Annotated in this window: 5 protein-coding genes; all 5 read left to right on the top strand. The window is 75.0% G+C overall.

The window, feature by feature from the left end; translation table 11 throughout:
• The first annotated feature begins 25 nt into the window (after positions 1 to 25).
• The 5 genes from AB0F58_RS00550 (at position 26) to AB0F58_RS00530 (ending at position 21,985) form a co-directional block, all read left to right on the top strand.
• A complete protein-coding gene (locus AB0F58_RS00550; protein WP_357135846.1) occupies positions 26 to 5,017 on the top strand; it encodes a type I polyketide synthase in 4,992 nt (1,663 codons plus the stop codon).
• Between the two features lie 66 nt (positions 5,018 to 5,083).
• The gene (locus tag AB0F58_RS00545) at positions 5,084 to 14,494 is read left to right on the top strand and encodes a type I polyketide synthase (RefSeq protein ID WP_357135843.1); all 9,411 of its coding nucleotides are present in this window, start codon (positions 5,084 to 5,086) and stop codon (positions 14,492 to 14,494) included.
• A 25-nt stretch (positions 14,495 to 14,519) separates the two neighbouring features.
• Entirely contained in the window at positions 14,520 to 20,003 is a 5,484-nt protein-coding gene (locus AB0F58_RS00540; RefSeq protein WP_357135839.1) for a type I polyketide synthase, read from the top strand.
• 93 nt (positions 20,004 to 20,096) lie between these two features.
• On the top strand, positions 20,097 to 21,152 hold the full coding sequence (locus tag AB0F58_RS00535) for an ABC transporter ATP-binding protein (protein WP_357135836.1): 1,056 nt from the start codon (positions 20,097 to 20,099) through the stop codon (positions 21,150 to 21,152).
• On the top strand, positions 21,149 to 21,985 hold the full coding sequence (locus tag AB0F58_RS00530) for an ABC transporter permease (RefSeq protein ID WP_357135834.1): 837 nt from the start codon (positions 21,149 to 21,151) through the stop codon (positions 21,983 to 21,985). Before AB0F58_RS00535 ends, AB0F58_RS00530 begins: the two co-directional genes overlap by 4 nt.
• Position 21,986: the final 1 nt, after the last annotated feature.

The raw sequence follows: 21,986 nt of genomic DNA, 5'->3' as shown, positions 1-21,986 counted from the left end.
CCCGGATCGAGGCAGGTGCGGCCCGATGAGCGACGACGACAAGCTGCGGTACTTCCTCAAGCGGGTGACCGCCGATCTGCACGACACGAAGCGCAAGCTGCAGACCGTCGAGGCCCGCGACCAGGAACCCCTCGCCATCGTGTCGATGAGCTGCCGGTTCCCCGGCGGCGTCCGCTCGCCCGAGGACCTGTGGGACCTCGTCGCCGACAGCCGGGACGCCCTCACCGAGTTCCCGGACGACCGGGGCTGGGACCTGGAGTCGCTCTACGACCCCGACCCCAACAAGCCGGGCAAGAGCTACACCCGGGTCGGTGGGTTCCTCGACGCCGCCGGTGACTTCGACGCGTCCCTGTTCGGGATCTCCCCGCGCGAGGCCCTCGCGATGGACCCGCAGCAGCGACTGCTGTTGGAGACGTCCTGGGAGGCGGTCGAGCGGGCCGGCATCGACCCGCTGTCGCTGCGCGGCAGCCAGACCGGGGTCTTCGTCGGGGTCACCACCTCCAACTACGGCATGGGGCTGCCGAACGTCCCCGAGGGCGTCGACATGTACCTCGGCACCGGCAACACCACGAGCGTCGCCTCCGGCCGGATCTCGTTCACGCTCGGACTGAACGGCCCCGCCGTCACCGTCGACACCGCCTGCTCGTCGTCGCTGGTCGCCCTGCACCTGGCGGTGAACGCGCTGCGCCGCCGGGAGTGCGACCTCGCCATCGCCGGCGGGGTCACCGTGATGGCCACCCCCGGCGTCTTCGTCGTCTTCTCCCGGCAGCGCGGCATGTCCGTCGACGGCCGGTGCAAGGCGTTCGCGGCCGGCGCGGACGGCACCGGCTGGGGCGAGGGCGGCGGTGTCCTCGTCCTCGAACGCCTCGCCGACGCCGAACGCAACGGTCACCCGGTCCTCGCCGTGATCCGGGGCAGCGCCCTCAACCAGGACGGCGCGTCCAACGGCCTCACCGCCCCCAACGGCCCGTCCCAGCAGCGGGTCATCCGGCAGGCCCTCGCCAACGCCCGGCTCGGCGCGGCCGACGTCGACATGGTCGAGGCGCACGGCACCGGCACCACCCTCGGGGACCCGATCGAGGCGCAGGCGTTGATCGCCACCTACGGGCAGGACCGCCCCGCCGACCAGCCGCTCTGGCTCGGCTCGGTGAAGTCGAACATCGGCCACACCCAGAGCGCCGCCGGGGTCGCCGGCATGGTCAAGATGGTGATGGCCCTGCGCAACGGCGTGATGCCGGAAACCCTGCACGTCGACGAACCGTCCCCGCACGTGGACTGGTCCGCCGGGGCGGTCTCGCTGCTCACCGAGCGCCGCTCGTGGCCGGAGCTGGACCGGCCCCGCCGGGGCGCGGTGTCCTCGTTCGGAGTGAGCGGCACCAACGCCCACGTCATCGTCGAGGAGTACCGGCCGTCCGGCACCACCACCCCCGAGCAGGCGGACGGGGACGACACCGCCGCCACCACGCCCGCGTACCGGCCCGGTCTGGTCGCGTCGGGGGTGACCGTGTGGCCGGTGTCCGCGCGGACCCGGGGCGCGCTCGCCGGGCAGGCCGGCCGGCTGGCCGGGTACGTGCGCGAACACGGTGACCTGGACCCGGCGGCGGTCGGCTGGTCCCTGCTGACCACCCGGTCGACCTTCGACCAGCGGGCCGTGGTCGTCGGCGCGGGCGTCGAGGAGCTGCTCGCAGGGTTGGACGCGGTGGCGTCGGGTCTGCCGGCGGGCAACGTGATGCTGGGTACGGCCGCGGGTTCGTCGGCTGGTCCGGTGTTCGTGTTCCCGGGTCAGGGTGCGCAGTCGGCGCGGATGGCGGCGGGTCTGGTCGGTCGGGTTCCGGTGTTCGACGCGAAGCTCGCCGAGTGCCAGCAAGCCCTGGCTCCGTTCCTGGACGTGGATCTGGTGTCGGTGTTGACGGGGGACGACGAGTCGTGGCTCGACCGGGTGGAGGTTGTCCAGCCGGTGCTGTGGGCGGTCGGGATTGCTCTGGCGGCGGTGTGGGAGCACGTCGGGGTGTCTCCGGCGGCGGTGATCGGTCATTCGCAGGGTGAGATCGGTGCGGCCTGCGTGGCCGGGGTCCTGAGTCTGGAGGATGCCGCGAAGACGGTGGCTCTGCGGTCGCGGGCGTTGGCCGCTCTGCGCGGTACCGGGGCGATGGCGTCGGTGGATCTGTCCGCCGACGCGGTCGGGGAGCGGTTGTCGGCGTATCCCGGGGTGGGTGTGGCGGCGGTGAACGGTCCGTCGACGGTGGTCGTCTCCGGCCCGCCGCAGCCGGTGGCGGATCTGGTGGCCGCGTGTCAGGCGGACGGGGTGCGTGCGCGGGTGATTCCGGTGGATTACGCGTCGCATTCGGCGGCGGTGCAGGAGGTCGCGGAGCGGCTCCGGTCCGACCTGTCGGAGGTGAAGCCGCAGGCGGGTCACGTCCGTCTGGTGTCCACGTTGACCGGGGAGTGGGTTGTCCCGGAGTCGATGGGTGCGGAGTACTGGTACGAGAACCTGCGGCGGACGGTGTTGTTCGATCCGGCGGTGCGGGTTGCCGTGGCTGCTGGTCACACCACGTTCGTGGAGATCTCGCCGCATCCGGTGTTGACGATGCCGGTGACGGCGATCCTGGACGACACGGGGACGACCGGGCACACGCTGGGCACGTTGCGGCGGGGTGAGGACGATCCGACCCGCCTGCTGACCAGCCTCGCCACCGCGTACACGGTCGGCCTGCCGGTCGACCTGACCAGGGTGCTCGCCGAGACGGCGACGCTCGACCTGCCCACCTACGCCTTCGACTACCAGCGCTACTGGCTGGACGGTAGCGGCGGGCCCGACCTGGAGAGCCTGAGCCAGGGCGCCGCCGACCCCGGCGACGCCGGCTTCTGGGCCGCCGTGGAGCGCGGCGACCTGGCCGCGCTCGCCAACGTGGTCACCCCCGAGGACACTCCCGCCGAGCAGACCGCCGACGCGCTGCGGCCGGTCCTGCCGCTGCTGACCTCGTGGCGGCGGCAGCGACGCCGGCAGTCCGACATCGACAGCTGGCGTTACCAGGACACCTGGAAGCCGCTGACCGGCATCGCCAACCGGGGAATGAGCGGTACCTGGGTCGTGGTGATGCCCACCGGCGAATTCGTCGAGCCCTGGCAGGACGCCTGCGTCGAGGCGTTCGCCGCGGCCGGCGCGAGCGTGGTGCCGGTCCCCGTCAGCACCACCGACGTCGACCGCGACCTGCTCGGCAAGCTCCTGCGGGAGGCCGTCGCCACCGGTGCCGGCACCGACGGCGGGTCCGGCGAGGTGACCGGCGTGGTGTCGCTGCTCGCCTTCGACGAACTGGTCCACCCGCTGTACCCCTCCGTGCCGGGCGGATTCGGCGCCACCGTCGCGCTCTTCCAGGCCCTCGGCGACATCGGCCTGCCGGCCCCGATGTGGAGCGTCACCTCCGGAGCCGTCTCGGTCGGTCGTGCCGACCAGCTCCGGTCGCCGATGCAGGCCCTGATCTGGGGCTTCGGCCGGGTCGCCGCGCTGGAGCACCCGGAACGCTGGGGCGGCCTCGTCGACCTGCCCGAGGCGGTCGAGGAGCGCTCCGCCGACCTGCTCGTCGCGGCCCTCACCGGCGCCGGTGAGGAGGACCAGATCGCCGTCCGCCCGACCGGGCTGCTCGGCCGCCGCCTCACCCGCGTCCCGCTCGGGGAGAGCCAGCCCGCCAACCCGTGGGAGCCCTCCGGGACGGCCCTGGTCACCGGCGGCACCGGTGCCCTCGGTGGACACGCCGCCCGCTGGCTGGCCCGCAGCGGAGTGGAGAACATCATCGTCGCCAGCCGGCGCGGCATGGCCGCGCCCGGCGCACAGCAACTCGTCGACGACATCACCGCCCTCGGGGCCCGCGCCACCGTGGTCGCCTGCGACGCCTCCGACCGGGACGCCCTGGCGGAGCTGATCGACGGCATCCCCGACGAGCAGCCCCTCACCACGGTCGTGCACGCCTGCGCGGTGCTGGACGACGCCCTGATCAACGACATCCGGATCGACCAGATCGAGCGGGTCCTCCAGGCCAAGGTCGACGTCGCGTACCACCTGCACGAGTTGACCCTCGGCCTGGACCTCTCCGCGTTCGTCATGTTCTCGTCCTTCGCCGGCACGGTGGCCAGCTCCGGCGTCGGCAACTACGCGCCGAGCAACGCCTTCCTCGACGCGCTCGCCCAGCACCGGCGTGGCCTCGGCATGCCCGCCACCTCCATCGCCTGGGGCGCCTGGGCCGGCGGTGGCATGGCCGACGGTCCGTTCGGTGAGCTGCTGCACCGGCACGGCGTTCCGGAGATGCCCCCGGAGGCCGCGATCACCGCCCTGCACCAGGCGGTAGACCACGGCGAGCCGGCCCTCACCATCGCCGACATCGCCTGGGACCGGTTCGCCGTCGCCTTCACCGCGACCCGCCCCGGCCCGCTGATCAGCGACCTGCCGGACGTCCGTCGGCTCCAGGCCAACGAACACGTCGTCGCCGGTACCGAGGTCCCCGACGGCCCCGACTCGCTGCGGGAGCGGCTCGCCGGCCTGCCCGCCGTCGACCGGATGGCCGTGCTGCTCGGCCTGGTCCGGGGTCAGGTCGCCGCCGTCCTCAACTACGCCTCGGCGGAGTCGGTGGACGAGCACCGGGCGTTCCGGGAGTTGGGGTTCGACTCCGTCACTGCGGTCGAGCTGCGCAACCGGCTCGGGACGGCGACCGGAGTGGCCCTCCCGGTCACCCTGGTCTTCGACTACCCGACCCCGACCACCCTGGCGGAGTACCTCTTCGCCGAGGTGGCCCAGGAGGACGTGGTGACCCCGACCGTGCTCCTCGACGATCTCGACCGCATCGCCGACAGCCTCGACGTGGTGGCGGGCGACGAGGCGGCGCGGGTCCGGGCCACCGTCCGTCTCCAGGCGATGCTCTCGCGGCTCGCCCAGAGCGGCGGCGGTGACATCGGCCGGCACCTCGACGACGCCACCGACGACGAACTGTTCGCGATGGTGGACAAGGATCTCGGGATCTCCTGACCCCACTCCGGCTCTCCCGCCACCCACTCCGGCTCTCTCCGTCCCCTGCGAGGAAGCGGCTCCGACATGGGCAATGAAGACAAGCTCCGCGACTACCTCAAGCGGGTCATGGCTGATCTCCACGACACCCGTCGACGGCTCAGCGAGGTCCAGTCCCAGGAACTGGAGCCGGTGGCGATCGTGGCGATGAGCTGTCGGCTGCCCGGTGGGGTGCGCAACCCGGACGAGCTGTGGGAGCTGCTGCGGGACGGCCGGGACGCCGTGACGCTCTTCCCCGACGACCGGGGCTGGGACCTGGAGCGGCTCTACCACCCCGACCCCGACAACCCGGGCACCTCGTACGCCCGGGAAGGCGGGTTCATCGACGGGGCGGGGGACTTCGACGCCCGCTTCTTCGGCATCTCGCCCCGCGAGGCCCTCACCATGGACCCGCAGCAGCGGCTCCTGCTGGAGACGGCCTGGGAGGCGGTCGAGTCCGCCGGCATCGACCCCGCCTCGTTGCGCGGCAGTCGGACCGGAGTCTTCGTCGGCACCAACGGGCAGGACTACGGCACCCTGCTGATGATGTCGCCCGACGGCGACGAGGGCCACTCGATGACCGGCGGGGCGGCGGCCGTCGCCTCCGGGCGGGTGTCGTACACGCTGGGACTGGAGGGGCCGGCGGTGTCGATCGACACCGCCTGCTCCTCCTCCCTGGTGGCGCTGCACCTCGCCGTGCAGGCGCTCCGCGCGGGCGAGTGCGAGCTGGCCCTGGCCGGTGGGGTCACCGTGATGGCGACCCCCGGCCTCCTGGTCGGCTCCAGCCGCCAGCGCGCCCTGTCCCCGGACGGCCGGTGCAAGTCGTTCTCCGCCACGGCCGACGGCGCCGGCTTCTCCGAGGGCGTCGGCTGGCTGCTGGTGGAGCGGCTGTCGGACGCCCGGCGCAACGGTCACCGGGTTCTCGCCGTCGTGCGGGGCAGCGCGGTCAACCAGGACGGCGCGTCGAACGGTCTGACCGCCCCGAACGGACCCGCGCAGCAGCGCGTGATCAGCCAGGCCCTCACCTCGGCCCGGCTGTCGACCGCCGACGTGGACGTGGTGGAGGCGCACGGTACGGGTACCCGGCTGGGCGATCCGATCGAGGCGCAGGCGCTGCTGGCCACGTACGGGCAGGACCGGGGGGACGCCAACCCGGTGCTGTTGGGCTCGGTGAAGTCGAACATCGGGCACGCCCAGGCGGCTGCGGGTGTGGCGGGTGTGATCAAGGTGGTGTTGGCGATGCGGCACGGGGTGGTGCCGGCGTCGTTGCACGTGGACGAGCCGTCGCCGCACATCGACTGGTCGGCGGGTGCGGTGGAGTTGGTGACCGAGGCGACCCCGTGGCCGGTGGTGGATCGTCCGCGTCGGGCGGCGGTGTCGTCGTTCGGGATCTCCGGCACCAACGCGCACGTGATCATCGAGCAGCCCGACGAATCCGTCGACGAGGCGCACGAGAGCCGCGACCGGGCTCCCGGCCTGGTCGGCGCGGACGTGACCGTCTGGCCCGTGTCGGCTCGGACGCCGAACGCGCTGGCCGGTCAGGCTGCCCGCCTCGCCGCGCACGTACGCGCCCAGGACCACGTGGACGTCTCCGCGGTGGGGTGGTCCCTGGCGGCCACCCGGGCCAGCCTCGACCAGCGGGCCGTCGTCGTCGGCGCGGGCGTCGAGGAGCTGCTCGCGGGGCTGGACGCGCTGGCGTCCGGTCTGCCGGCGGGCAACGTGGTCAGGGGCACCGCTTCGAACTCCGGTCCGGTGTTCGTGTTCCCGGGTCAGGGTGCGCAGTCGGCGCGGATGGCGGCGGGTCTGGTCGGTCGGGTTCCGGTGTTCGACGCGAAGCTGGCGGAGTGTCAGCGGGCGCTGGCTCCGTTCCTGGACGTGGACCTGGTGTCGGTGTTGTCCGGGGATGACGAGTCGTGGTTGGAGCGGGTGGAGGTCGTCCAGCCGGTGCTGTGGGCGGTCGGTATCGCTCTGGCGGCGGTGTGGGAGCACGTCGGGGTGTCCCCGGCGGCGGTGATCGGTCACTCGCAGGGTGAGATCGGTGCGGCCTGCGTGGCCGGGATCCTGAGCCTGGCGGATGCCGCGAAGACCGTGGCGTTGCGGTCGCGGGCGTTGGCGGTGTTGCGGGGTACGGGTGCGATGGCCTCGGTGGATCTGTCCGCCGAGGCGGTCGGGGAGCGGTTGTCGGTGTACCCCGGGGTGGGTGTGGCGGCGGTGAATGGTCCGTCGACGGTGGTGGTGTCGGGTCCGCCGCAGCCGGTGGCGGATCTGGTCGCCGCGTGTCAGGCCGATGGGGTGCGTGCCCGGGTGATTCCGGTGGATTACGCGTCGCATTCGGCGGCGGTGCAGGAGGTCGCGGAGCGGCTCCGTACGGATCTGGCTGATGTCACCCCGCAGGCGGGTCACGTCCGTCTGGTGTCCACGCTGACCGGGGAGAGGGTTGTCCCGGAGAGCATGGGGGCGGACTACTGGTACGAGAACCTGCGGCGGACCGTGCTGTTCGACCCGGCCGTCCGGGTTGCCGTGGCTGCTGGCCACACGACGTTCGTGGAGATCTCGCCGCATCCGGTACTCACGATGCCGGTGACGGCGATCCTGGACGACACGGGGACGACCGGGCACACCCTGGGCACCTTGCGGCGGGGTGAGGACGATCCGACCCGCCTGCTGACCAGCCTCGCCACCGCCTACACGGTCGGCCTGCCCGTCGACCTGACCAGGGTGCTCGCCGAGACGGCGACGCTCGACCTGCCCACCTACGCCTTCGACCACCAGCGCTACTGGCCGGCACCGCCGGTCTTCGTCCACCAGGACGACGGTGAGCCGGACCTCGACCGGTGGCGCTACCGGGTCACCTGGGAGGTACTGCCCGACCTGCCACTGACCCGGCTCACCGGCACCTGGCTCGTCCCGATCCCCGCCACCCTGGCCGAGGATCCCCTGGTCTCCGGTGTGCTGGGGGCCCTCGGCAACGTCGGCGCGGACGTCGTGCCCGTGCCGCTGGACGGGACCGACGAGCCGGCGTTCACCGACCGACTGCGCGCGGCCCTGCCCACCGACGGTCCCACCGCCGTGCTCTCCCTGCTCGGCCTGGACGAGCGGGCCCACCCGGAGCACCCGGCGACCCCGCTCGGCGTCACCGGGACCGCCCACCTCGTGCAGGCGCTCGGCACGCTTGGCGTGGAGGCCCCGCTGTGGTGCGCCACCCGGCGGGCCGTCGCCGTCGGTGCCGGTGACGGGCCGCCGTCCCCGGCGGCCGCCGCGGTCTGGGGGTTCGGCCGGGCGGTCGCCCTGGAACACCCCGGCCGCTGGGGCGGCCTGGTCGACCTGCCGGCCGACCTCGACGCGGGGACCGGCGCACGGCTCTGCGCGGTCCTCGGCGACAGTGGCGGCGAGGACCAGGTGGCCGTCCGGGACACCGGCGTCCTCGCCCGCCGCCTCACCCGCATCACCGAGCCCGAGCCGACCACCACCGACCCCGGTGACGACGGCTGGCGGATGCGCGGCACCGTCCTGATCACCGGCGGAACCGGCGGACTCGGCGGACACCTGGCCCGCTGGGCGGCCCGCTCCGGCGCGGCACACGTCCTGCTGGCCAGCCGGCGCGGGCCGGACGCGCCGGGCGCCGCCGACCTCGCGGCGGAGCTGACCGACCTCGGCGTCCGGGTCACCGTGGCGCCCTGCGACGTCACCGACCGGACGCAGCTCGCCGCCCTGCTGGCGAGCGCGCCCGACGACGCCCCGCTCACCGCCGTGCTGCACACCGCAGCCGTTCTCGACGACGGCATCGTCGACACCGTCACCCCGGCCCGGCTGCACACCGTCGCCGCGCCCAAGTGCACCGCCGCCGAGCACCTCGACGAACTGACCCGGGACCTCGACCTCGACGCCTTCGTGCTGTTCTCCTCCGTCGCCGGCACCACCGGCAACGCCGGGCAGGGCGCCTACGGGGCGGCGAACGCCTACCTCGACGCCCTCGCCGAACGGCGCCGGGCCGAGGGACGCCCCGCCCTCTCCGTCGCCTGGGGTGCCTGGAGCGGGGCCGGCCTGCCCGCCGAGAACGAGCGGGCTCGGCAGCGGCTCCAGCGCGGCGGCATGGTCGCCATGGACCCCGGACTCGCCGTGCAGGCGCTGGTGCGGGCCCTGCGGCGCGGCGAGGTCACCACGGTGGTCGCCGACATCGACTGGACCCGGTTCGCCCCGGCGTTCACCCTGGTCCGGCCGAGCCCGCTGCTCGGTGACCTGCCGGAGGTACGGCAGGCGGCCCGACCGGCGGACCAGCCGGCCGAGGCGGCGGAGGAGACGCCGTCGTCGGCGTTCGCCCAGCGGCTGGCCGGGCTCAGCCCGGCCGAGCGCAACGCGGAGCTGCGGGACCTGGTCCGGCAGTGCGCGGCCACCGCCCTCGGCTACGGTGCGGCCGACGACGTCCCCGCCACCCGGCCGTTCCGGGACCTCGGCCTGGACTCGCTGACCGCGGTGGACATGCGCAACTTCCTCGCCACCGCGACCGGTCTGCGGCTGCCGGCCACCCTCGCCTTCGACTACCCGAACCCGACGGTACTCGCCGCGCACCTCGACGAGCTGCTCACCGGGAACGCCGTCGAGACGGCCGCGCCCGTCGCGGCGGCGGTGTCCGACGAACCCATCGCCATCGTCGCGATGAGCTGCCGGTTCCCCGGCGGGGCGGACAGCCCCGAACGGCTGTGGCAGCTGCTCGCCGCCGGGGGCGACGCGGTCGGGGAGTTCCCCACCGACCGGGGCTGGGACCTGGACCGCCTCTTCGACGCCGACCCCGCCAACGAGGGCACCAGTTACGCCCGCGAGGGCGCCTTCGTCCCCGGGGCCGCCGAGTTCGACCCCGGCTTCTTCGGCATCAGCCCGCGTGAGGCCCTCGCCATGGACCCGCAGCAGCGGCTGCTGCTGGAGACGTCCTGGGAGGCGGTCGAGCGGGCCGGCATCGACCCCCAGACGCTGCGGGGCAGCCTGACCGGCGTCTTCGTGGGCACCAACTACCAGGACTACCGCAACCTGATGATCGGCGCCGAGGGCGCCGAGGGTCACCTGATGACCGGCAACGCCGGCAGCGTGCTCTCCGGTCGGGTGTCCTACACCCTCGGGCTGGAGGGCCCGGCCGTCTCGGTGGACACCGCCTGCTCCTCGTCGCTGGTGGCGCTGCACTGGGCCTGTCAGGCACTCCGTTCCGCCGAGTGCTCCCTCGCCCTGGTCGGTGGGGTCACCGTGATGGCCACCCCCGGCGTGTTCGTCGGCTTCAGCCGGCAGCGCGGGCTGGCCCCGGACAGCCGGGTCAAGGCGTTCGCCTCGGCCGCCGACGGGACGAGCTGGGGCGAGGGCGCCGGCATGCTCCTGGTGGAGCGGCTCAGCGACGCCCGGCGCAACGGCCACCCGGTACTGGCGGTGATCCGGGGCAGCGCGGTCAACCAGGACGGCGCGTCCAACGGCCTCACCGCCCCGAACGGCCCCGCCCAGCAGCGGGTCATCCGGCAGGCGCTGCGCAACGCCCGGCTCACCGCGGCCGAGGTCGACGCCGTGGAGGCCCACGGCACCGGCACCCGGCTCGGTGACCCGATCGAGGCGCAGGCGCTGCTCGCCACGTACGGGCAGGAGCGCCCCACCGACCAGCCGCTCTGGCTCGGCTCGGTCAAGTCGAACATCGGCCACACCCAGGCCGCCGCCGGGGTCGCCGGGATCATCAAGATGGTCCTCGCCATGCGGAACGGCTACCTGCCGCCGACCCTGCACGTCGACGAGCCCACCGACCAGGTGGACTGGAGCGCGGGCGCGGTCGAACTCCTCACCGACGGCCGGCCCTGGCCGCTGACCGGCCGGCCGCGCCGCGCCGCCGTCTCCTCCTTCGGGATCAGCGGCACCAACGCCCACACCATCCTCGAACAGGCCCCGGAACCGGCCGTGCCGGTCGTCTCCCCGGCCGACCTGCCGCTGGTGCCGGTGCTGCTGTCCGCCCGGACCGCCACGTCGCTGGCCGCCCAGGCCGACCCGTGGGCCGATCGGCTCACCGGGCCGGAGGCCGCGCCGCTGGTCGACGTCGGCTGGTCGTCGGCGGTGTCCCGGTCCGCCCTGGAACACCGGGCGGTCGTCCTCGCCGCCGACCGCAGGGAGCTGCGCGCCGGGCTCCGGGCGCTGGCCCGCGGCGACGACTCCCCGCTGCTGGTCACCGGGGTGGCCACCGGGACGCCGAAGGTGGCGTACCTCTTCTCCGGGCAGGGGGCCCAGCGCCCCGGGATGGGCCGTGAGCTGGCCGGGGCGTACCCCGTCTTCGCCGCCGCCCTGGACGAGGTCTGCGCGGACCTCGACCCGCACCTGCCCCGGCCGCTGCGCGAGGTGATGTTCGCCGAGGCCGGCACGGCCGAGGCCGACCTGCTGGACCGGACCGAGTTCACCCAGCCGGCGATCTTCGCCGTCGAGGTGGCGCTCTTCCGGCTGCTCACCGACTGGGGCCTGCGCCCCGACGCGGTCGCCGGCCACTCCATCGGCGAGTTCGCCGCCGCGCACGCCGCCGGAGTGCTCACCCTGGCCGACGCCGCCGAACTGGTCGCCGCCCGGGGGCGGCTCATGCAGGCGCTCCCGGACGGCGGGGCGATGCTCGCCGTCGCCGCCGGTGAGGCCGACGTGCTCGCCAGCCTCGGCGACCGGGCCGACCGGGTCTGCGTGGCCGCCGTGAACGGTCCCCGCGCGGTGGTGCTCTCCGGAGCGGCCGACGCCGTCGAGGAGGTGGCCGCCGAATGGGCCGCGCGGGGCGTACGGACCCGCCGGCTGGCGGTCAGTCACGCCTTCCACAGCCCGCTGATGGACCCGGTGCTCGACGACCTCGCCGCCGTCGCCGCGCGGCTGCCGCACCACGCCCCGGCGATCCCGCTGGTCTCCACGGTCACCGGTGCGCCGGTGGACGCGACGGAGCTGGGCGCGCCGGGGTACTGGGTGCGGCACGCCCGGGGCGCGGTCCGCTTCGCCGACGCGGTCACCGCGCTGCGCCGGCAGGGCTGCACCGGGTTCGTGGAGGTCGGCCCGGACGGGGTGCTGACCGCCCTCACCCAGGCCGTCCTGGCCGACGGCGAATCGGCCGGCGACCGCTCCGCGCTGGTGCTGCCCACCCTGCGCCGGGACCGGCCGGAGCCGGTCGCCCTGCTGCGGGCGGTCGCCACGCTGCACGTGCACGGCTGGTCGCCGCAGTGGCCGGCGCTGTACGCCGACGCCGCACCGCACCTCGCCGACCTGCCCACGTACGTCTTCGACCGGCAGCGTTTCTGGCCCGAACCGCCCGCCTGGCTCACCGCGCCGGTCGACGACCGGGCCGAGACCGACAGCCGGTTCTGGGCGGCGGTGGAGGCCGAGGACCTCGACTCGCTGCTGCGTGACCTGGAGGTCGAGCGGGACCAGCCGTTCGGCACGGTGCTGCCGGCCCTGTCCGCCTGGCGGCGGCGGGGGCGGGAACGGTCCCTGGTGGACGGTGCCCGCTACCGGGAGGTGTGGCAGCCGCTGGACACCCCGACCACACCACCGGCGACGTCGGCGCAGCGCTGGCTGGTGCTGCTGCCCGCCGCGCTGGCCGCCGACCCCGGCCTGGACGCCTGTGTCCGTGCGCTCGGCCCGGACGTGACCACCGTGCCGGTGGACACCGGTGCCGAGCCGGACGAGGTGGCCGGCTTCCTGTCGGACGCGTTCGGGGGCCCCGACCAGCCCTCGTCGATCCTGTCCTTCCTCGGCCTGGACGACGCCCCGCACGCCGAGCACCCGGCGCTGCCGCGCGGCCTGGCGGCCACCGTGCAGCTGCTGCACGCCCTGACCGACCTGGACGTGGCGGCCCGGCTCTGGTGCGTCACCCGGGGCGCGGTCGGGGTCGCCGAGGGCGACGCGCCGGCCAGCCCCCGACAGGCCGCGCTGTGGGGGCTGGGCCGGGTGGCGGCGCTGGAGCAGTCGACCCGCTGGGCCGGCCTGGTCGACCTGCCCGCCACGGTCGACGGCGGGGTGGCGGCCCGGCTCGCCGGCCTCCTCGGCGGCGGGGTCGCCGAGGACCAGCTCGCCGTCCGCGACGCCGGGGTCTTCGTCCGCCGGCTCGCCCCCGCCGTCACCGTCGGGGAACCCGAGCCGTGGCGTCCCCGGGGCACCGTGCTGGTCACCGGCGGCACCGGCGCGCTCGGTGGACACGTGGCCCGCTGGGTGGCCACCGCCGGGGCCGAACGGGTCGTGCTGACCAGCCGACGCGGCACCGACACCCCCGGCGCGGCCGAGCTGCTGGCCGAACTGACCGCGCTCGGCACCGACTGCCGGGTGGTCCGCGCCGACGCCGCCGACCGGACGGCCATGACCGGCCTGCTGGCGGAGCTGCGTCGGGAGGGCCCCCCGCTGCGGGCGGTGGTGCACGCCGCCGGGGTCAGCGAGGTCGTGCCGCTGGCCGAGACCACCCTGGAGGACCTGGCCTACGTCATCGGTCCGAAGCTGGTCGGCGCGGAGCTGCTCGACGAACTGCTCGACGGCGTCGAGCTGGACGCCTTCGTGCTCTTCTCGTCGATCGCGGCCGTCTGGGGCAGCGGCGGGCAGAGCGCGTACGCGGCCGGCAACGCCTACCTGGACGCGTTCGCCCAGCGGCGGCGGGCCCGGGGACTGCCCGCCACGTCCGTGGCCTGGGGACCGTGGACCGAGTCCGGCATGTTCGACGAGGCCGCGCCGGAGCAGCTGCGCCGCCGTGGCCTGCGGGTGATGCCGCCCGGCGTGGCGATGGCCGGGCTGCGGCACGCCCTCGCCGCCGGGGACACCTGCGTCACCGTCGCCGACGTCGACTGGGCCACCTTCCACCCGCTGTTCACCGCGCTGCGGCCCAGCCCGCTCCTGGCCGACCTGCCGGCCGTCCGGGCGCTGACCGCCGGTCCCGTCGAGCCGGTCGGGGCAGCCGCGACCGTCGGTGGGGACCTGCTCGCCGAGCTGCGTCCGCTGCCGGCCGCCGAGCGGCGCGGCGCCCTGCTGGAGATGGTCCGGGTGACCGCGGCGAAGGTTCTCGGCCACTCCACCGCCGACGCCGTCGACACCGAGCGGGGCTTCCTGGACCTCGGGTTCGACTCGCTGACCGCGGTGGAGCTGCGCAACCTGCTCGGCGCGGAAACCGGGCACGAGCTGTCCACCACGGTCGTCTTCGACTACCCGACCCCGGCCGACCTCGCCGGCCACCTGTACGAGGAGCTCTTCGGCGACGAGGGCGGGCCGGTCGACGGCGGCGACGAGGAGACGGTCCGGCGGGCCCTCACGGCGATCCCGCTGGAGCAGCTGCGCCGGGCCGGCCTGCTCGACCCGTTGCTCCGGCTCGCCCGGGACACCGCACCGCCGACGGCAGCCGCCGTGCCGGTCGCACCGGCCGCCCCGGAGGCCGAGATCCGTGAACTCGACGTCGCCGATCTGGTCCGGCTGGCCCTCGAAGGCTCCGACTCGTGACCCGGCCGGCTGCAAGGAGGCCCCGATGAGCGTCTCACTGGACGAGGTCGTCAGCGCGCTGCGCGCGTCCCTGCTCGACAACCAGAAGCTCAAGCAGCAGAACCAGCAGCTCACCGCCACCCTCAGCGAGCCGGTGGCGATCATCGGCATGAGCTGCCGGTTCCCCGGCGGGGTCCGGTCCCCGGAGCAGTTGTGGGACCTGGTCACCGCCGGCACGGACGCGATGGCGCCGTTCCCCGCCGACCGGGGCTGGGACCTCGACGCGCTCTACGACACCGACCCGGACAGCCGGGGCACCTCCTACGTGCGCGACGGTGGGTTCCTGCACGACGCCGGAGACTTCGACCCCGACTTCTTCGGCATCTCGCCGCGCGAGGCCCTCGCCATGGACCCGCAGCAGCGGCTGCTGCTGGAGACCGCCTGGGAGGCGTTCGAGCGGGCCGGGATCGACCCCGGCACCCTGCGGGGCACGCCGACCGGCGTGTACGCGGCCACCAGCAGCCAGGGCGACTACGCGGCCCTGCTCGCCGGGGTCGGCGGCGGCGTCGAGGGCTACCTCGGCACCGGCAGCGCCGCCGCCGTCGCCAGCGGTCGCATCGCGTACGCCCTCGGGCTGGAGGGGCCGGCGGTCACCGTGGACACCGCCTGCTCGTCCTCGCTGGTCGCCCTCCACCTGGCCGGACAGGCGCTCCGCCTCGGGGAGTGCACCCTCGCCCTGGCCGGCGGGGTGTCGGTGATGGCCACCCCGACGGTGTTCGTCGAGTTCTCCCGCCAACGTGGCCTCTCCACCGACGGCCGGTGCAAGTCGTTCGCCGCCGCCGCGGACGGCACCGGCTGGTCCGAGGGGGTCGGCATGCTCCTGCTGGAGCGGCTCTCCGACGCCCGCCGCAACGGGCACCCGATCCTCGCCGTGGTGCGGGGCAGCGCGGTCAACCAGGACGGCGCGAGCAGCGGGCTGACCGCCCCGAACGGCCCCTCCCAGCGGCGGGTCATCGCCCGCGCCCTGACCAACGCGGGACTCACCGCCGACCAGGTCGACGTGGTCGAGGCGCACGGCACCGGCACCACCCTGGGCGACCCGATCGAGGCGCAGGCGCTGCTGGCCACCTACGGTCAGGGGCGGCCGGCGGACCGTCCGCTGTGGCTGGGGTCGGTGAAGTCGAACATCGGGCACACCCAGGCGGCGGCGGGCGTCGCCGGGATCATCAAGATGGTGCTCGCGATGCGGCACGGCGTGCTCCCCGCCACGTTGCACGTCGACCGGCCGACCCCGCACGTCGACTGGTCCGCCGGCGCGGTCCGCCTGGCGACCGAACGGATGCCGTGGCCGGACGGCGACGGCCCGCGCCGCGCCGGGGTCTCCGCCTTCGGGGTCAGCGGCACCAACGCGCACGCCATCCTCGAGCAGGCCGCCCCGCAGGACACCGCCGGAACCGTCCCGACCGGCCGGCCCGCCCCGCCCGCCCCGTGGCTGGTCACCGCCCGCTCCGCCCCGGCGCTGGCCGGGCAGGCCCGCCGCCTGCTGGAGCACCTGGCCGCCGACCCCGGGCTGCGCCCGGCAGACGTGGCGTACTCGCTGGTCACCACCCGGACGGCGATGCCGCACCGCGCGGTGATCACCGGGGAGGACCGGGACGCACTCGTCGAGGGCCTGCGGGCGGTCGCCGAGGACCGCCCGGCCGCCACCGTGCTGCGCGGGGTGGCCCGCCCGGCCGGGAAACTCGCCGTCCTCTTCACCGGCCAGGGCGCCCAGCGGGTGGGCATGGGCGCCGGGCTGCACCGCCGGTTCCCGGTGTTCGCCGCCGCGTTCGACGAGGTCGTCGCCGAACTCGACCGGCACCTCGGCCACCCGCTGCGCGAGGTGGTGTTCGCCGCCCCGGACACCCCGCAGGCCGCGCTGCTGGACCGCACCGAGTTCACCCAGCCGGCGCTGTTCGCCTACGAGGTGGCCGCGTACCGCCTGGTCACCTCCTGGGGGGTGCGCCCGGCGCACCTGCTCGGGCACTCGGTCGGCGAACTCGCGGCGGCGCACGTGGCCGGGGTGCTGTCGTTGCCCGACGCGGCGGCCCTGGTCGCCGCGCGGGCCCGGTTGATGCAGGCGCTGCCCGCCGGTGGGGCGATGCTCGCCGTCCGGGCCACCGAGGCCGAGGTGGCCCCGCTGCTCGACGACCGGGTGGCCCTGGCCGCGGTGAACGGCCCCGCGTCGGTGGTCCTCTCCGGGGACGAGGACGCGGTGCTCGCCGCCGCCGAACAGCTCGCCGCGCAGGGCCGGCAGGTCCGCCGGCTGCGGGTCAGCCACGCGTTCCACTCCGCCCGGATGGACGCCATGCTGGACGACTTCCGGGTGGTCGCCGAGAAGGTCACCTGGCACCCGCCCGCCGTGCCGCTGGTTTCCGACCGCACCGGCGCGCTGCTCACCGCCGCCGAGGCCACCGACCCCGGCTACTGGGTCGCACACGTCCGGGACACCGTCCGGTTCCACCGGGGCGTCACCACCCTGGCCGGCGCGGGGACCGGGACGTTCCTGGAGATCGGTCCGGACGCGGCGCTCACCCCGATGGCCCGGGAGTGCCTGCCCGACCTGGAGGCGGCGGCGTTCGTGCCGGTGGCCCGCCGGGACGTACCCGAGGTGGCCGGTCTGCTCGCCGCCGTCGCGGCGGTGGACCTGCGCGGCGGTGGGGTGCGCTGGGCCGACCTCTTCGCCGGCACCGACGCCGTCCGCGTCGACCTGCCCACGTACGCCTTCCAGCACGAGCGGTACTGGCCCGACCCGATCACCCTCGGCCCGCCTCCGGTCGACACCGGCGAGGACCGGGAGTTCTGGGCGGCGGCCGAGAGCGGGGACCCCGCCGCGCTGGCGGCCGTGCTCGGCGTCGACGACGACCGGGGAGCGGCACTCGGGGCGGTGCTGCCCGCCCTGACCGCGTACCGGGACCGGCGTCGTCGCGGCTCCCGGGTGGACGGCCTGCGGTACCGCACCGGCTGGGTGCCGGTCGAGCCGCCGGCCGGGCCGGCCCTGACCGGGCGCTGTCTGGTGGTCGCGCCGGCCGGTTCGCCGACCGACCCGGTCCTGGCGGCGCTGCGCGCGGAGGGCCTGGCCCCGGTGGCCGTGCCGGTCCGTCCGGGCGACGACCCGGCCGACGCGGTACGGGCGGCCCTCGGCGCGGACACCGACCAACCGGTACGGGTGCTGTCCCTGCTCGACACGGTCGACGACCGGTCGGGCACCGCCGTGCTGGCCGACACCGCCGCCCTGGTCCGCGCCCTCGCCGACGCCGGAACCGCCGCCGGGCTGTGGTGCGTCACCCGGGGCGCGGTCGCCGTCGCCGCCGACGATCCCGCGCCCCGTCCCGCCGGGGCGTCGGTCTGGGGACTGGGCCGCGTGCTGGCGCTGGAACAGCCGCGCCTCTGGGGTGGCCTGCTGGACCTGCCCGCCGAACCCGACCGGGCGGACCTCGACGCGCTGGCCCGGATCGTGGCGCGCGGTGGGGACGAGGACCAGGTCGCCGTCCGCTCCGGGGTGCTGCACGCCCGGCGGCTGGAACACGTCCCGGGCGCTCCGGCCGCGACGGGTGCGGCCTGGCGGCCCCGGGGCGCGGTGCTGGTGCACGGTGGCGCGGCGGTACGCGGTCCGCACGTGCTGCGCTGGCTGGCCCGGTGGGGTGTGACGCATCTGCTGGTCGCCGGGGTACCGGTGCCGGCTGAGCTGACCGCCGAACTGGCCGCCGCCGGTGTCCAGGTCGACCCGGTCGCCGATCCCGCCGGACTGCCGGCGGCCCTGGACCGGCTGGACGCGGCGGGGACGCCGGTGCGTACCGTGCTGCACCTGGTCGACGCCACCGGGCCCGGCGTCCCGGTCGCCGCCGTCGAACCGGCCGACCTCGCCACCGCCGTCGGCGCGGGGGTCGCCGCCGTGGCCGCCCTCGACGCTGCCTGCGCCGACCGGCCCGTCGACGAGTTCGTCGTCTTCGCCTCCACCGCCGCCACCTGGGGCGGTGGCGGCGCGGCCGTGGCCGCCGCCACCGGCGCCGCCCTGGAGGCCCTGGCCGCCGGTCGCCGGGCCGCCGGTCGGCCGGCGACCGTGGTGGCCTGGGCCCCCTGGGCCGACGAGGTCGCCGAGCCGGGCCAGCTGCGGCGGCGGGGCATCCTGCCGCTCGACCCGGAACTGGCCGCCGACGCCCTGCTGCGGGCGGTCGGCGGACGCGACGACGCCGTCGCCGTGGCCGACGTCGACTGGCCCGCGTTCGTGCCGGCCTTCACCGCCGTACGCCCCGCGCCGCTGCTGCGCGGCGTTCCCGAGGCGGCGGAGGCCGACGGGGTGGGCGGCCGGACCGGGGCGACGGTGAGCGACCCGGCCCGTGCCCTGCGGGACCGGCTGGCCGCCGCCCCGGCCGCCGACCGGCACCGCATCCTGCTGGACCTGGTCCGGGCGCACGTGGCCACCGTGCTCGGGCACGCCTCGCCCGGCGCGATCGGGGCCGACCGGGACTTCCTCGAACTGGGCTTCGACTCGCTGACCGCGTTGGAGCTGCGCGACGCCCTGCGCCAGGACACCGGCGCGGAACTCTCCGCCACCCTGCTCTTCGACCACCCCAGCCCCGCCGAGCTGGCCCGCCACCTGCTCGGCCGGATCCTCGGCGACACGGCCGGCGACGCACCGGCCGGGGGAGCCACCCCGGAGGGCGCGGGCGGGATCCTCGGCGGGCTGTTCCGTCAGCCGAAGGCGCGCGAGGACGCCGCCGGGTACGCCGAGCTGCTGGTCAAGCTGGCCCAGTTCCGGCCCAGCTTCACCGAGCCCGGACAGCTCACCCGTCCGGCCGGGATCCTGCGGCTCGCCGAGGGCCCGGGGACCCCGGTGGTCTGCTGCTGCACGATGTCGCTGCTGTCCGGTGCCCACGAGTACGCCCGGTTCGCCACCGGGCTGCGGGGCCGGCGGGACGTGTGGGCACTGCCCAACCCGGGCTTCGGGGTCGGGGAGGAACTCCCCGCCGACCTCGACGCGCTGCTGCGGGTGCACGCCGACACCGTGCGGCGCACCGTCGGCGACGGCCCGTTCGTGCTGGCCGGGCACTCCGGCGGTGCGATGGTGGCCAACGTGCTCGCCCGGGAGCTGGAGCGCCAGGGCCGGCCACCGGCCGCCGTGGTGCTGATGGACACCTACCCGGCCGACAGCGAGGTGCTCGGCGGGTGGACGAACCAGCTGCTCGACGGGATGGTCGAACGGGACAGCGCGTACACCCCGATGGACGACCACCGGGCGACCGCGTGGGCCGGCTACATCCCCCTCTTCTACGACTGGCGGCCCGCGCCGATGGAGTCGGCCACGCTGCTGGTCCGGGCCAGCGAGCCGCTGGGGGAGTGGTCCGGTGAGCCGGACGGGTGGCGCTCCCGGTGGCCGTACCCGCACGAGGCGGCGGACGCGGCGGGCGACCACTTCACGATGGTCGGCGAGCGCGGTCCGGACCTCGGTCTGACCGTGCACGAGTGGCTGGCCGGACGAGATCTGTGAGGCCGACGGGGTCGCCCCTGGCATGCCCCTAGCACCCCCTATCGGAGCGACGAACAACTGTCCCACCGGGACCCAGGACGGGAGCATGACGACGTGGACGACGCAGTAGTGGTCGAGGAGCTGGTCAAGAAGTACCGGCCCGACATGCCGCCGGCGGTGGACGGGCTGAGCTTCTCCGTCGCCGCGGGCGAGGTCTTCGGTCTGCTCGGGCCCAACGGCGCCGGCAAGACCACGACGATCGGGGTGCTGACGACGCGGGTGCGGGCCTCCTCCGGCCGGGCCGTGGTGTGCGGGGCGGACGTGCTGGGCGCGCCGGCCGTGGCGCGGAAGCTGCTCGCGGTCGTCCCGCAGCGGGTGAACCTGGACCGGTCGCTGAGCGTCCGGGAGAACCTGCTCTTCCACTCGGCGTACCACCGGATCCCCCGGTCGCAGCGGCTCCGCCGCGCCGACGAGCTGCTGGAGCAGATGGGGCTCGCCGAGCACGCCAAGTCCCGGACCGACTTCCTCTCCGGTGGCCTGGCGCAGCGCACCATGATCGCCCGCGCGCTCATGCACGAGCCCCGGGTGCTCTTCCTCGACGAGCCCTCCGGTGGTCTCGACCCGCAGTCGCGGCTGTTCGTGCACGACCGGATCGCCGAGCTGAAGCGGGCCGGGGTCACCGTCGTGGTGACCACGCACGACATGGACGAGGCGGAGAAGCTCTGCGACCGGGTCGGCATCGTCGACCACGGCAAGCTGCTCACCCTCGGCACGCCGACCGCGCTGACCCGGACCCTGCCGGGCAGCAGCACGCTGACCCTGGTGGTCGCCGCCGGAGCGCCCGTCGAGGAGGTGCAGGCCGCCCTGGACAACATCCCGGACGTGGAGCGGGTGGAACGGCTGCGTGCCGGCGGTGGCCCGGCCGCGCCGGCCGCCCCGATGCCGATGATGCCGGGCATGCCGCCGATGCCGACGCCGACCCCGGCGGTCACCGCCGATCCGGACGCCTCGCTGTCGTTCCGCCTCTACACCTCCGGTGCCCCGGCCAACGCCGTGCCGATGGCGCTGAAGATCCTCACCGACCTGAACTGCGCGGTCAGTGATCTCAGCATCGGCCAGCCCAGCCTGGAGGACGTGTTCATCCACCTGACCGGAAGGGAACTTCGGTGAGCGTCACCGCCCCCGCCACACCGTCCGCACCGACGGCGGCGCCCCCGCCGGTGCGCTGGTCGGACCAGTTCGCCAGCTTCCGGGCGGTGCTCTGGCGCGACCTCTTCGTCACCAGCCGGGGGGAGCTGGTCGGCTTCGTCGCCCAGGTTCTCATCCAGCCGCTGTTCATGCTGCTGATCTTCGGCAAGGTCCTCGGCGACCTCGGCTACGCCAGCGACAACTTCGCCAACGTGCTGCTGCCCGGCGTGATCGCGCTCAACGCGTTCCTGATCGGCCTGGAGAACACCGCCCTGCCCATGGTGATGGACTTCTCCTTCACCCGGGAGATCGAGGACCGCCTGCTGGCCCCGATGGCGATCCCGCTGGTGGCCATCGAGAAGATCGTCTTCGGCGCGATCCGGGGTCTGATCGCCGGCGTGCTGCTCATCCCGATCGGCATGCTGATGCTCGGCGTCAGTTGGCCGCTGTCGACCGTCCTGCCGGTGCTCGGCGTGCTGGTGCTCGGTGCGCTGGTCGGCGCGGCCATGGGGCTGACCTTCGGCACGCTGGTCCCGCCGCACCTGATCCAGATCATGTTCACCGTGATCATGACGCCGTTGATGTTCACCGGCGCCACCCAGTTCCCGCTGCGCGGGCTGGACTCGATGCGGTGGTTCCAGGTGATCTGCTCGCTCAACCCCCTCACCTACGTCAGCGAGGCCACCCGGTCGCTGGTCGACCCGCCCGGGGTCGAGTCGGTGCCGCTCTGGCTGGACCTGCTGATCCTGGGCGGGGTGTTGGTGTTCTTCACCCTCGTCGGCATCCGTGGCTTCATGCGCCGGGCGATGGACTAGG

Source organism: Micromonospora sp. NPDC023956, assembly GCF_040639195.1.
Classification (GTDB): domain Bacteria; phylum Actinomycetota; class Actinomycetes; order Mycobacteriales; family Micromonosporaceae; genus Micromonospora.
The sequence above is the reverse complement of the archived record's forward strand: the minus strand, read 5'-3'. Positions and strand labels throughout refer to the sequence as shown.

Bases quoted from the DNA above. Each gene is read 5' to 3' on its own strand.
- AB0F58_RS00545 (WP_357135843.1), top strand. From the start codon at position 5,084: ATGGGCAATGAAGACAAGCTCCGCGACTACCTCAAGCGGGTCATGGCT.
- AB0F58_RS00550 (WP_357135846.1), top strand. From the start codon at position 26: ATGAGCGACGACGACAAGCTGCGGTACTTCCTCAAGCGGGTGACCGCC.
- AB0F58_RS00540 (WP_357135839.1), top strand. From the start codon at position 14,520: ATGAGCGTCTCACTGGACGAGGTCGTCAGCGCGCTGCGCGCGTCCCTG.